The sequence below is a fragment of the Pseudoalteromonas sp. MMG013 genome, assembly GCF_018100885.1.
Classification (GTDB): domain Bacteria; phylum Pseudomonadota; class Gammaproteobacteria; order Enterobacterales; family Alteromonadaceae; genus Pseudoalteromonas; species Pseudoalteromonas aurantia.
This window is the reverse complement of sequence record NZ_JAGJEE010000007.1, coordinates 49,201-62,109: the sequence shown is the minus strand read 5'-3', so window position 1 is coordinate 62,109 and position 12,909 is coordinate 49,201. Positions and strand designations below refer to the sequence as shown.

Genomic DNA, 12,909 nt, shown 5'->3' with positions numbered 1-12,909 from the left:
TGCTTTTTTTATGCCTTAAGAAAATTGGTCGTGTATAGCTTGCATTAAGATCCGATAAGACGCATGGTCGATATTTTAGCAATGAGTTTTATAATATGAATAAGAAGTCACTCAGTTTTTGTGCTTTATTTACATCGCTTATGTTTATTGGGAAATCCGCTAGTGCAGCTGAGATGCCTATTGCAATCGCGATACATGGCGGCGCTGGTACCATAGAAAAGAGCAAATTTACACCCGAAAAAGAACAAGCATATAGAGCGAAGCTGCAAGAGGCAGTGGAAGCTGGATACACTGTACTGGATAAGGGGGGAAGCAGTTTGGATGCCATTACTCAGGCAGTGACTATTCTTGAAAATTCACCGTATTTTAATGCAGGTAAAGGCGCAGTATATACTCATGATGAAGAGCATGAGCTTGATGCTTCAATTATGTTTGGTAAAACACGAGAAGCTGGTGCGGTTGCGGGTGTTAAGCATATCGAAAACCCAATTCATCTTGCTCGGTTAGTAATGGAAGAATCTGTGCATGTCATGCTTAGTGGCCAAGGGGCTGAAGTGTTTGCTCAACAGCAGGGTGTTCAATTAGTGGATAATAAGGTTTTTGATACACCGCATAGATATAAAGCGCTAGAGCGTGCTAAAGATAAAATGGAAAAAGCAAAACAACAGAATAAAGAGTATCAAGCTGCACACCAATCGTTAGACGTTGAGTATAAAGTAGGGACAGTAGGAGCTGTGGCATTGGATAAAAGTGGTAATATTGCAGCAGCTACATCCACTGGTGGTATGACCAACAAGCGCTATGGCCGAATTGGCGACTCGCCAGTTATTGGTGCTGGGACATTTGCAGATAATGCGTCTTGTGCAGTATCTGCAACAGGTCATGGAGAGTATTTTATTCGTTATAATGTGGCTGCTGATATTTGCGCGCGAGTACAATATCAAGGGAAAACTATAACTGAAGCCGGTAAAACTGTCATTCATGACGTATTGCTACCAGTGGGGGGGACTGGTGGGGTGATAATTGTTGATACCCAAGGCAACATAAGTATGCCATTTAATACCAGAGGAATGTATCGAGCTAGTAAAACGAATACCCAGCCAACAAAGGTCGGTATTTTTAAACACGACTAAAAATTACAGGCAAATTGCTTGACGCCAGCTATAGTTATGAATGCTGGCGTTTTTTAATGGAGCCGATACCATGCAATCAATTCAAGTAGCAGACTATTTAAATCATCGCCCTGTCACTTTTTCTGCCGATATGCGCATAGAAGCGGCAGTTGAGAAATTATTACAAAGTGGCCAGTCAGGTGGCCCTGTTATTGATAGTAACAAACACGTCCTAGGGTTCTTGTCTGAACAAGACTGTCTTAAGAAAATGCTAGAGGCGACTTACCAAAATGAGTCCCATAGCGTTGTTAGTGATGTTATGAATAGTGATCCTATCTGCGTAGCCCCAACTGATAGTATCGTACAGATGGCAGATCGTATGACAGTAAATGCCCCTAAGCTTTATCCAGTCTGTGATGAGGATGGGCGGTTAAAGGGAGTAATTAGTCGAGCGAATGTACTTTTGGCGCTTGATAAGCACTTACATGATACATATGAGTCGGGGAATCGATACGTGTAACCATCATTTTATATAATAACTGGGCATAATTATGGGCTCAGTTAGATGTTTTTGATACACTACTTCGCGATTTGTATTATATAAAGGTATCGCGAAGTGAGTGTTGGACCGCTGTTTTCTGAACTAAAATCTTGCCTAAAGAAAGATCAATTCATTTTAAAAAAACGCCTTCACGGCACAAAAAAAATTACAGATGAAATGAAGCAAACTAAAGCAGTTCAATCTATTGCCCAAGCGATTGCACGTAGCCAAGCATTGAAACTAGCTCGTATAGAGCAATTACCAGAGGTGACTTATCCAGAGCAGCTTCCGGTAAGTCAGAAAAAAGATGAAATTAAGGCCGCGATAGCTGCACATCAAGTTGTTATTGTTGCGGGTGAAACAGGTTCAGGAAAAACCACTCAGCTACCAAAGATATGTTTGGAGCTTGGACGCGGTATTGATGGCTACATTGGACATACACAGCCTAGACGCCTTGCAGCACGTACTGTTGCAAATCGTATTGCCGAAGAAGTCGGCTGTGAATTGGGCAATGAAGTTGGCTTTAAAATTCGTTTTAGCGATCAAGTATCAGATAACACCTATGTTAAATTGATGACTGACGGTATTTTATTGGCAGAAATACAACAAGATCGTTTTTTAAATCAATATGATACAATTATTATTGATGAGGCCCATGAACGTAGTCTAAATATTGACTTTATATTAGGTTACTTGAAGAACTTGTTGCTTAAACGGCCAGATTTAAAAGTTATAATTACCTCTGCAACTATAGACCCTCAGCGCTTTTCTAAGCACTTTAATGATGCCCCTATCATTGAAGTATCAGGAAGAACTTATCCAGTAGAAGTACGCTATAGACCTGCGGCTGAAACGGCAAATAATGATATCGAAGCACAAAATGATCAATTACAGGGTATTTTTGATGCGGTAGATGAGCTGTGTGATGAAGGTCCTGGTGATATTCTAATCTTTATTAATGGTGAACGTGAAATTCGTGATACCGCTGATGCATTGGCAAAGCGTAATTTACGAGGGGTAGAAGTACTCCCTTTGTATGCGCGATTATCTAACGCAGAGCAGAACCGAATTTTTGCCGCTCATAGCCAACGACGTATAGTACTATCGACGAACGTGGCTGAAACGTCTTTAACAGTGCCGGGTATTCGCTATGTTATTGACCCAGGGACAGCACGGATCAGTCGTTATAGCTATCGAACCAAGGTACAGCGTTTACCAATTGAAGCTGTATCGCAAGCCAGTGCGAATCAGCGTAAAGGCCGCTGTGGACGAGTTGCTTCTGGAGTATGTATTCGTCTGTATTCTGAGGATGATTTTTTATCTCGTCCTGAATTTACGGATCCAGAAATATTAAGAACTAATTTGGCTTCGGTTATTTTACAAATGCTTGGACTCGGACTCGGTGATATCAGTGAGTTTCCTTTTGTTCAGGTACCAGACAATCGTAATATCAATGATGGTGTATCGTTACTGGAAGAGCTTGAAGCAGTTTATCCTAGTAAACGTCATCAAGCGACCAAGTTGACACAATCTGGACGGTTATTGAGCCGATTACCTATTGACCCGCGTTTAGCTAAAATGGTATTGAGTGCGGATAAGTTAGGGGCATTACGAGAAGTCATTGTTATTGTTGCTGCTTTATCGATTCAAGATCCTCGGGAACGTCCTTCAGAACGTCGAGGAGCGGCAGATGAGAAACATGCACGCTTTGAGCACCCAGATTCGGATTTCATTGCATTTTTAAACCTTTGGTATTATTTAGAGCAACAGCAAGCAGAACTTTCCCGAGGCCAGTTTCGAAAATTATGCCAGAAAGACTTTTTGGCATATATGCGTATTCGTGAATGGCAAGATATTGTTTATCAGTTAACCTCAGTTGTTGAAGAAATGGGTTTGAAGTTAACAGACAACGAGGCTGAATTGGATAATGTCCATCAGGCACTTTTGAGTGGTATGCTCAGCCATATTGGTTTTAAGGATGAAAAGCAGCATTATAAAGGGGCTAGAAATAGCCAGTTTCACGTGTTTCCAGGTTCAACTTTATTTAAGAAAAGCCCGAAATGGTTGATGTCGGCTGAATTGGTTGAAACCAGTAAGCTTTACGCACGAGTTAATGCAAAAATAGATATTGCTTGGGTGCCTTCTATGGCTCAGCACTTGGTTAAGCGCAGTTATAGTGAGCCACATTGGGAAAAGAAACCTGGGTGTGTGATTGCGTATGAACAACAAACACTTTATGGACTGATCATTGTTGGCAGAAAGCGCAGTGTGTATAGTCAAATTGACCCTAAGTTATGCCGTGAATTATTCTTAAAAGAAGCTTTAATAGGTCAACAGCTGGGTCAGAATGAAGGGTTCTTGCAATACAACCAAGATTTGATTGATGATATTCAGGTCTTAGAGCAAAAGGCACGACGTCGCGATATTTTAGTTGATGAGCAACAGTTATTTGAGTTTTATGACCAAAAAATCCCTCAAGAAGTAAATACTCGAGCAGCGTTTTCACATTGGTGGAAAGATAAAAAGCACCAAGATAAACGCTATTTACATATGAATAAAGCGCAGTTGATGCGCCACGGTGCAGAGCAGATTACGGAGTTTGACTATCCTGATACTTGGCAGCAAGGTAATATTATTTTGCCGTTGAGTTACCACTTCGAGCCTGGGAAAGCCGTGGATGGTGTCACCGTTAATATTCCATTGGCACTGCTTAATCAAGTCTCAGAGAGTGGTTTTGATTGGCATATTCCCGCTCTTAGGCATGAGCTGATCTGTGGTTTAATTAAAAGTTTACCAAAGGCGATTAGGCGTAACTTTGTACCTGCCCCCAATTATGCAGACGCGGTTTTGGCGACTGTTGAACCTTTACAAGGTAATTTGATCGATGCATTGAGTACTAGGCTGTTACGTATGACAGGTGTCAAGGTGGACGCTGATGCGTGGGATTTAACTCTTCTAGATGCACATCTTAAAATGCAATTTCAGGTACTTGGTGATAAAGATGTTGTGCTTGCTCATGGGTTTGACTTGCATGCAATCAAAACACAGTTGCAGGGAAAAGTTGCAGATACGTTGTCTCAAGTCGCTGAAAAAGGCATAGAGCAGCAACAGATCATAGAGTGGCAATTTGGAGATTTACCCAGTGAATATACAAAAAAGCAGGGTAGTTATGAGATAAAAGCGTTTCCAGCACTCGTAGATAAAAAAAGCAGTGCAGCAATTGAGTTATTTGATAGTCAAATAAAAGCACTATCAGCACATCAACAAGGCTTACGTCGTTTAGTCTTGTTAAATGTACCATCACCAATAAAGTATTTACAACAGAAGCTCCCAAACAAAGCCAAACTTGGTTTGTATTTTAATCCATTCGGTAAAGTACAAGACCTGATTGATGATTGCATCGCAGCTGGGGTAGATAAACTGTTGCTTAAGTATGGAGATATTCGTAATGAGCAAGCATTTGAGCACGCAAAAGAGGCAATTCGTGGTGAACTAGGTGATTGTGTTGTTCATATTGCGACTCAAGTTGAGCAAGTATTAAGTGTTGCGCATGCAATAAATAAGCGCATGAAAGGGTCTATTGATTTAACGATGATAACGGCTCATGGAGACGTTAAGTCGCAATTACAAAGATTAGTATTTAAAGGCTTTGTAACCAGTCATGGCAGTGAGAAACTCGATGATTTGTTACGTTATATGAAAGCAATAGAAAAACGATTGGAAAAGCTACCTGTAGATCCAAATCGCGATAGATTGTGTGTGTTGGAGTTAGAAAAAGTAGCGCAAGTATATAATAAGGCGCAGTCAAGGATACCTAAAGGGCTACCGATTCCCGAGGAATTAGTACATATTTTTTGGATGCAAGAGGAACTAAGGGTGTCATTGTTTGCTCAAACATTAGGAACACCTTATCCAATTTCAGCCAAAAGGATTATGAATGCGCTCAAAGAGTGTGAATAATTTAACTTGAAGCTTGCTTTTTGGGTCAAGCCCATTATTTTAATAAGAGGAATCAATTTTTGGATCTTGAAAAGGAAGTGACACTAACCATGTCCGCAGAGCAAACAAGGAATACCACGCCTCATGTATTGGTTGTGGATGACGAATATTTTAACTATGAAATGCTGAGTATGGCATTGTCTGAGGTGTTTACATTGAGTTATGCAGATTCAGGTAAAAGCTGTTTGTCTAATGCGATAGCGCAACGGCCAGATGCGATTTTACTTGATGTGTGTATGCCTGGACTGGATGGTTATGATACATGCCGACTGTTAAAAAATACGCCGGAAACCAAAGATATACCAGTTGTTATGCTATCAGGGCTTGAAACTGAGCAAGAACAACAGGCAGGCTTTGAAGCTGGGTGTGACGCATATGTGGTTAAACCTTTTTCAATGCAATCCTTATTAGAAAAACTAAAATTAATGGTCTAGGAGTTGGGTATGTTGCACGAAGACAAACGTCGTTTTATGCGAATGATGGTCAACGCGAAAGCACAAATTAAATTGTTAGAATCTGGGCTGACTTTAGAGGGAATATGTAACGACTTGAGTGCAACGGGGTTATCTATCGAAATCGAAGAACCGATAGAAATGGATACGTTGGTGGAAGTATACATAGATTCGAATAGCAGCTCTACCCCTCCTTTGAACGCACATGCTAAAGTGGTGAGATGTACACAAGAACAAGAACCTGGTTATTTACTTGGGCTTGAGATCACCCAGTTTAATTAAATGTATTAGGCTAAAATTAAAGGGGGCGATAGCCCCTTTTTAGATATTGCATGGATACGTTAATACACTTTACAAACTAAACCTTTGAGGTAAAACCCTTCTGGGTAATTACCTGAAATAGGGTGATCTGCTGCTTGGTTTAATCGTTCAACAATCAGCAAGTCTTTGCCTGCGTCAAGTGCAGCATCTGCAACCACCTTTTGAAACAAGTTTTGTTCCATTAAGCCTGAGCAAGAGAAAGTCAGTAATGTGCCACCAGGCTTTAATATTTGCATTGCTATCATGTTGATATCTTTATAGCCGCGACATGCTCCGTTGAGTTGTGCTTTACTTTCTGCAAACTTTGGTGGATCCATCACAATGGTATCAAACTGTCGGCCCTCATCACGGTATTGGCGTAACAGTTTAAAGACATCTTGTTTGACAAATTCGGCTCGCGATATGTCGAGTTCATTGTGCTCAACATTACGTTTGGCGATATCGAGAGCGGCTTGTGATACGTCAACATTTATCACATTTTCACAACCGCCTCTTAGTGCGTATAAACCAAAAGTTCCTGTGTAACAAAAGCAATTTAAGACGCTTTTACCTTTTGAAAAACGTTCTAATGCAGCTCGACTGTCTCGCTGATCAAGATAAAAGCCAGTTTTGTGGCCGTTAATGATATCGACTTCTAATTTTAAGCCATTTTCTTCAATGAGTATTGGTTGAGTTGGCGCATCACCCCACAGTGCGCCTGTCGTTTTATCTAAGCCTTCTTTGGTACGAACCTCTACATCAGAGCGTTCATATATCTTGCACTCAGGAAAGACATGACGAAGCGCCATGAGTAAGTCGCCTTTGTGGCGTTCAGCACCGGCACTGAGTAGCTGACAGACTAAATAGTCGTCAAACTTATCAATAGTAATACCGGGAAGACCATCAGATTCTGCAGCACTAAGTCTAAATCCCGTTAAGCCTCCTTCATTAATCACATGTTGACGAGCATTAAGTGCACGCTCAAGCTTCTTAATGAAAAACTGGGTGTCAATTTGTTCATGTTCATCAAAAGTCCACACGCGGGCTCTGATCTGTGACTCAGGGCTATATGCTGCTGTAGCAAGGAACTTTCCGTCATGACTATATACCGTTACAGTGTCACCCAGCGCAGGCTTGCCTTTTATTTTTTTTATTGCCTTGGAAAATATCCAAGGGTGTTTACGTTTAAGTGACTTTTCTCTACCGGGTTGCAAATAGACCACACTAGACATACAAATTCCTAACTAAATTGAGTACTTGCCATTTTAGTTAAGCCCGTGTCAACATACAATGAAAACACCGTGATTAATGGGTTTTAGGTCAGTTTCATTCATTTTTTAAGAGATTTTTATGCAAAATATAGAAGCGGCATGTCGCGAATTTATGCTAGGGGGTACGTTTGCTGATACTGCGCACGATATAACGCATATTGAACGCGTGGTTAAAGTCGCAAAGCAACTTACCGAAGTAGAAAATGCAGATCTGAGTATTGTGCTTCCTGCAGCGTGGTTACACGACTGCGTAGCTGTGGCAAAAAATCACCCCGATAGAGCAAAAGCATCACACATGGCAGCCGATAAAGCGGTCGTTTTTCTGCAATCACAGGGATATGATGATACTAAATTAGCTGCGATACATCATGCGATTGTGGCGCATAGCTTCAGTGCGAATGTAACTCCAATGACATTAGAAGCAAAAATTGTTCAAGATGCAGACCGGATGGATGCATTAGGCGCAATTGGTGTGAGTCGCTGTATGAAGGTTGGGGGAGCGATTGCACGACATTTATATCATCCAGAAGATCCAATGTGTGAATATCGAGAGGCTGATGATAAGAAGTACACATTAGATCATTTCTTTATTAAGCTATTGCATATCGCGGCGCAAATGCACACGGATGCAGCAAAGAGTGAAGCAGCCAAACGCACCGCTTTCATGGAGGACTTTTTGATGAAATTAAAAGAGGAAATCAGTTAAACATATATGCTATCGGGTCATACGTTTAACGAAAACTACCACGAACAGAGCCAGAGAGAAACTGCCAGTAAAAGCCTCAATACTGGCAATAAGTCGAGATATACCAACCGGGGTAATATCTCCGTAACCGAGCGTTGTAAATGTGACAACACTGAAGTAGAAGCTATTGAGTAATGCACTGAGGTTTTCTACGAATGTATTGCTACTGCTCAATTGTATGACCTGATCTTGGTAGCTAATGCCTGTAATAAAGTATAAAACGGCGCAAACGGCGATCATAATTAAGCTAAAACGAATTACATTTTCAGGCTTTTCACCATATCCACAGAGTAAATTTATGGCGCTAGATATCCAGCGTTTCTTGGAGTTTTTAGGGTATTGTTGATGTCGCATACGCAGTTCGTTATACGTATACTTACCCGCCATTTCAAATAATCCTTGTTGCTCTGCAGCTTTTCTTAACAACCGATAAATTTCCTCGGATTGTTGGAACAAGTCAATGGCATCATCTGGCGCTTTTTCTTTGATTGCTTGATGTGCCCGTACTTCCTGCATAAGTTTGTCACCTAGATGTAGGTTATCAATACGGGTATTATCTAATTTAACACCTAACAAATTTGTATTTTCCAGTTTACAGCAATGTAGATTGGCTTCACGTAAATCTGCTTTCATTAAAGAAGCATGCTCAATCGTATTGTTAAATAAATGCGCACCGCGTAAATTAGCTCGGTAGAAATTACCATAAGAAAGATCATATCCATTGTGATCACCAAACTTTACTAAATTAAGCCCTTCGAGATTTGCACGCTTTAGTTCCAATCCTTGTAGTAGACCACCGCGTTTTGCGTACCGTTCAAGCTTTTGAGTGAGCTCTAGTCCACTTTTGTCGAATTTTGCATCATGCCAAAAACAGAACCCTGAACCCATATCAATTTCCTGACATATTTGTCCATCAGGTGATTGATACTGGCAACACGGTTTTGAATTCATAGCTATCTGATCTTTTTCATCATTTACTTATAGGTTAGCAGTTAATTTGCAAGGTAGAATGGAGAAAAGTAAATAATTTTATCGTTATGTTTGAATACCAATTAAAACAAAGTAACCGTCGGCGCAGTATTGCTATAAAAGTTACAGAGGCAGGTGTCGTCGTACATACGCCAATGGGTGTTTCTACGCATCAATTGCATAGCTGGCTGCTAAGCAAACAGAGCTGGGTATTGGCACAGCAGAAAAAACTACAGACTCTGCCTCAATTACAAGTGCCTTGGGTGTCTTCTAAAGTTCGTATTTTTGGAGAGGTTTTCGAGTGCCACTTTCACTCTACGGGTGAAAGTGAAGTTATTCATAATAAACAGACTGTGAATGTGTGTGTCACGCAGCCAAGCAATACGGCAGAGTGCAGAAAGGCGTTGTTGTTACTCTTACAAAGTGAGCTAGAGCGGTATGTCATGTCCGTGTTACCAGCGTTGACTAAAAATATGGGAGTTTGTATAGCGTCGGTGAAGTTTAGAGAGTACAAGAGCCGTTGGGGAAGTTGTTCCAGTAATAAAGCACTGACATTTAATACATTGTTAGTAGGCGCTCATAAAGCCGCTATAGAGTATGTCATTATTCATGAATTAGCGCATTGCCATGTATTGGCACATAATCATGCATTTTGGCAAATTGTTTCACGTTACTGTAGTGATTATCAAGAGCATGTAAGATGGTTTCGGGTAAGTGGCAGAAGTTTGTTTATTTCCAAAGCACAATAAAAGAAGAATAACGGAGTTTTGAGAAAATAAATAAGATGGTGGAGGGGGCTGGATTCGAACCAGCGAAGGCAGTGCCGTCAGATTTACAGTCTGATCCCTTTGGCCGCTCGGGAACCCCTCCATCTTATGGAGCTATCAAAAACAATTTGGTGGAGGGGGCTGGATTCGAACCAGCGAAGGCAGTGCCGTCAGATTTACAGTCTGATCCCTTTGGCCGCTCGGGAACCCCTCCAAATTGTATTTGTTTCGTTGTTATGGTGGAGGGGGCTGGATTCGAACCAGCGAAGGCAGTGCCGTCAGATTTACAGTCTGATCCCTTTGGCCGCTCGGGAACCCCTCCTAAACAACGGCGCTGATAATATCAAAGTTTTTAATTAAGTAAAGAAAACCACTAAAGAAAATGTAAAAAATGCCGATAAATAATTATATTTAGACACAATCGGTGAAACTCTATGCAAATAGGCAGTATTTTAACCAGAGAAGATCAACTTGGCGGAGCACTCTCTGTTAGCGTTAATGAACAACGCCGTGCTGACTTTTCGATGTTATTAGCTATGCTGTCTCAAGATGCACTTGATTTTAGTCAGTTTCACCTACCAGAAGATGAAACAGTAGAATCAGACTTAAGCGAAGATGCGCTCAAAAAAGAGTTTCAAGTTGGCCCAAAACAAAGCTTAGCGCCAGCACAGTTTGATATGCTCATAGGAAAAAATAACGCCGAATCTTTGTCTCGAAGCAGTATGGCAAGTCTGCGCTTAGCTAATTGCCTTGACCCTGAACCTCTGGCTATTCGTGATGATTACAAACATATTCCGTTAATGGTTGTTGATAATTGTGAGTTAGCTGTTAGGCGTAGACTTGAGTCAGAAATACATGGTGGTGTGGCGATCGATAAACCAAAAATGGATGCAGCGGCAATGTACGATCAACTTAATAGTCAAGAAATGCAAAATGCGCTAATGCAAAGCGCATAATGCCATTATTTTTAGTGCGACTAGACTACCCGTGGCACTTTTTAAATTTTTTACTACTTCCGCAGGGGCATAGATCATTTCGGCCTATTTTAATTTCTGGCGGGTCAAATAACTCACCGTCTAAGTACTTCCAAAGCCCACACTCTTGAACAAATCTCGAGTTTTCATGGAGCTGACAATGTTTATCCTCAACTAAATAATGTGCTTTAAATTCTACGTAGTTATATAAATCATTGTCTGAAGTCTTAATAACGTCAAGCTTAATAAAGCTGACTTCATTGGCGAATTGCAGTATGTCAGTCGTGTTATGCATCTTCTGTTGAGAAGATGCATACGTATCAAGAATATAATTTGCATTCTTTATGCAATATGCTGAGTACCTAGAGCGCATTAGTTGCTCTGCTGATGAAGGGCTATTACTGCCCTCAATGAAGGGTTTACAACATTTATCGTAAGGTAGTAGATCGGAGCAATAGCACATATTAGCGGTTATTTAAGAAATCATAGCGTCTATTGTACACGTATCTTGGCTTGGTATTTTTGAAAAACAAAATAATTCTGTACCAGACAAATTTAAGTTCATGTTTTTTAACTGATCTGCGGTGGTTACATTGGTCCATGTGATCACAGCTGCAAAGTTACCATTATTGAGTGCTTCATTTAGTACATACTGTAAGTTTGAAATATGTTTTTGTTTAATAACCAGCAATTTACTTGAGTCTATTGAGCATCGCTCAAGCATAGATTTATTAGGAATATGCTCAGGCGCTATTAACAATGTCCAACCATGCTTTTGGTTACACAAATGAATAATATTCAATAACTCTAAATTCGCACTGATATCATCACGAGTGTGAACCATCTTTAAGCGTGTCTGCTGGTGCACTTTACTACGCAAAACGAGTGGATAGGTATTGGTGTTTAACATATTTACTCACTGGTGTTATATACAGTATTTATATACAGTAGTTTATACAGTGTTTTAAGGCAAGAAGAATTTTAATTATTTTGTTTAAAAAATGTGCGGGAGCTCATAAGGTACTCATCTTTTAAATAAGTACTTTTTTATAGTGGACATATACGTGAGTTGTGTCTTTTTGGGTATAAGTTGAGCATGAGCATGAGCATGAGCATGAGAATGTGGCCACAGAAGCGCAAAGGTAATGCTATTTGTAAAAGCACTAACAGAATAGTGAGAGTACGATCAATACGCACTCTTTAATGTGGTAACTATCAGCGTTTTATACTACCAAACAGGAGACGATTTACTTTTGCGGTTCAGGGCTTAAAAACTGCAGCTGGTGGATTTGCTCATATAATGTTGCGGCATAGCATTGTGCATCTTTAATTCGTTTGGTTGTTAGATGGGGTTTTACTTGTTCAATCATTTCTTGCGCGGCGGTAACCCCTTGACTTTGGGCCAATACCAACCATGCCATACCGTGGAATGCACTTTGTGGAACACCTTGTCCTTTAATAAACAGTAGACCAAGATAAAATTGTGCTTTGGTGTCACCAGACATCGCGGCAAGACGTATCCATTTAGCAGCTAACGGGTATGACTGTTCTTTGAGGTAGTATAAGCCTTTTTTATAAGCTTGTGCTGTGTCAGTTGCTTCAGGTAGACGAGCTTCACTATTTATTGGTGCTGTGACAAATTCAAGTACGTTTAATAATTGCTGTTCAAGATCATGACTTGCTGCATTGTCTAACTGAGATTTTTCCATATTACAACCGTGTTTATTTATGCACTATTTAGTGTAGCTGAATTCTAACGTTTTTGTCCGATTAAGTCAG

General features: G+C 40.5%; 13 protein-coding genes and 3 tRNA genes. 8 read left to right on the top strand and 8 right to left on the bottom strand.

The window, feature by feature from the left end; genetic code table 11:
* Positions 1-140: 140 nt before the first annotated feature.
* The 5 genes from J8L98_RS09265 to J8L98_RS09245 all read left to right on the top strand — a co-directional run bounded on the left by J8L98_RS09265 (position 141) and on the right by J8L98_RS09245 (position 6,386).
* Positions 141-1,133 carry an isoaspartyl peptidase/L-asparaginase gene (locus J8L98_RS09265; protein ID WP_247682496.1) on the top strand — a complete coding sequence of 331 codons (993 nt, stop codon included), beginning with the start codon at positions 141-143 and terminating at the stop codon, positions 1,131-1,133.
* Between the two features lie 70 nt (positions 1,134-1,203).
* Positions 1,204-1,632, top strand: a complete 429-nt coding sequence (locus tag J8L98_RS09260) for a CBS domain-containing protein (RefSeq protein ID WP_192506926.1) — start codon at positions 1,204-1,206, stop codon at positions 1,630-1,632.
* Between the two features lie 96 nt (positions 1,633-1,728).
* The gene (gene hrpA / locus J8L98_RS09255) at positions 1,729-5,613 is read left to right on the top strand and encodes an ATP-dependent RNA helicase HrpA (protein ID WP_210996185.1); all 3,885 of its coding nucleotides are present in this window, start codon (positions 1,729-1,731) and stop codon (positions 5,611-5,613) included.
* Between the two features lie 89 nt (positions 5,614-5,702).
* Entirely contained in the window at positions 5,703-6,086 is a 384-nt protein-coding gene (locus J8L98_RS09250) for a response regulator (RefSeq protein WP_192508513.1), read from the top strand.
* Positions 6,087-6,095: 9 nt separating this feature from the next.
* Complete coding sequence (locus J8L98_RS09245; RefSeq protein ID WP_192506928.1) at positions 6,096-6,386, top strand: PilZ domain-containing protein; 291 nt, start codon at positions 6,096-6,098, stop codon at positions 6,384-6,386.
* A gap of 59 nt (positions 6,387-6,445) precedes the next feature.
* Here the strand turns inward: J8L98_RS09245 and J8L98_RS09240 are convergent, their stop codons facing one another.
* A complete protein-coding gene (locus J8L98_RS09240) occupies positions 6,446-7,636 on the bottom strand; it encodes a class I SAM-dependent methyltransferase (RefSeq protein WP_192506929.1) in 1,191 nt (396 codons plus the stop codon).
* 118 nt (positions 7,637-7,754) lie between these two features.
* Here J8L98_RS09240 and J8L98_RS09235 point away from each other — a divergent pair, with 118 nt between their 5' ends.
* A complete protein-coding gene (locus J8L98_RS09235) occupies positions 7,755-8,381 on the top strand; it encodes an HD domain-containing protein (protein ID WP_210996184.1) in 627 nt (208 codons plus the stop codon).
* Between the two features lie 9 nt (positions 8,382-8,390).
* On the opposite strand, the gene J8L98_RS09230 is transcribed toward J8L98_RS09235, so the two are convergent.
* The gene (locus J8L98_RS09230; protein ID WP_210996183.1) at positions 8,391-9,371 is read right to left on the bottom strand and encodes an ion channel; all 981 of its coding nucleotides are present in this window, start codon (positions 9,369-9,371) and stop codon (positions 8,391-8,393) included.
* Between the two features lie 86 nt (positions 9,372-9,457).
* Between J8L98_RS09230 and J8L98_RS09225 the strand changes: the two genes are divergently transcribed.
* Positions 9,458-10,138: a SprT family zinc-dependent metalloprotease gene (locus J8L98_RS09225; RefSeq protein WP_210996182.1), complete on the top strand. Its 681-nt coding sequence runs from the start codon at positions 9,458-9,460 to the stop codon at positions 10,136-10,138.
* A gap of 36 nt (positions 10,139-10,174) precedes the next feature.
* On the opposite strand, the gene J8L98_RS09220 is transcribed toward J8L98_RS09225, so the two are convergent.
* The 3 genes from J8L98_RS09220 to J8L98_RS09210 all read right to left on the bottom strand — a co-directional run bounded on the left by J8L98_RS09220 (position 10,175) and on the right by J8L98_RS09210 (position 10,478).
* Positions 10,175-10,259 (bottom strand) — tRNA-Tyr (locus J8L98_RS09220).
* A gap of 26 nt (positions 10,260-10,285) precedes the next feature.
* Positions 10,286-10,370: transfer RNA gene (locus J8L98_RS09215), tRNA-Tyr, on the bottom strand.
* Between the two features lie 23 nt (positions 10,371-10,393).
* A tRNA-Tyr gene (locus J8L98_RS09210) sits at positions 10,394-10,478 on the bottom strand.
* 112 nt (positions 10,479-10,590) lie between these two features.
* Between J8L98_RS09210 and J8L98_RS09205 the strand changes: the two genes are divergently transcribed.
* On the top strand, positions 10,591-11,112 hold the full coding sequence (locus tag J8L98_RS09205) for a VC2046/SO_2500 family protein (protein ID WP_210996181.1): 522 nt from the start codon (positions 10,591-10,593) through the stop codon (positions 11,110-11,112).
* 25 nt (positions 11,113-11,137) lie between these two features.
* Here J8L98_RS09205 and J8L98_RS09200 read toward each other — a convergent pair whose 3' ends face one another.
* The 3 genes from J8L98_RS09200 to J8L98_RS09190 all read right to left on the bottom strand — a co-directional run bounded on the left by J8L98_RS09200 (position 11,138) and on the right by J8L98_RS09190 (position 12,839).
* Positions 11,138-11,593 carry a YchJ family metal-binding protein gene (locus J8L98_RS09200; protein ID WP_282098760.1) on the bottom strand — a complete coding sequence of 152 codons (456 nt, stop codon included), beginning with the start codon at positions 11,591-11,593 and terminating at the stop codon, positions 11,138-11,140.
* A gap of 12 nt (positions 11,594-11,605) precedes the next feature.
* Positions 11,606-12,040 carry a SulA-like leucine-rich domain-containing protein gene (locus J8L98_RS09195; RefSeq protein WP_210996179.1) on the bottom strand — a complete coding sequence of 145 codons (435 nt, stop codon included), beginning with the start codon at positions 12,038-12,040 and terminating at the stop codon, positions 11,606-11,608.
* A gap of 337 nt (positions 12,041-12,377) precedes the next feature.
* The gene (locus tag J8L98_RS09190; RefSeq protein WP_210996178.1) at positions 12,378-12,839 is read right to left on the bottom strand and encodes a sel1 repeat family protein; all 462 of its coding nucleotides are present in this window, start codon (positions 12,837-12,839) and stop codon (positions 12,378-12,380) included.
* Positions 12,840-12,909: the final 70 nt, after the last annotated feature.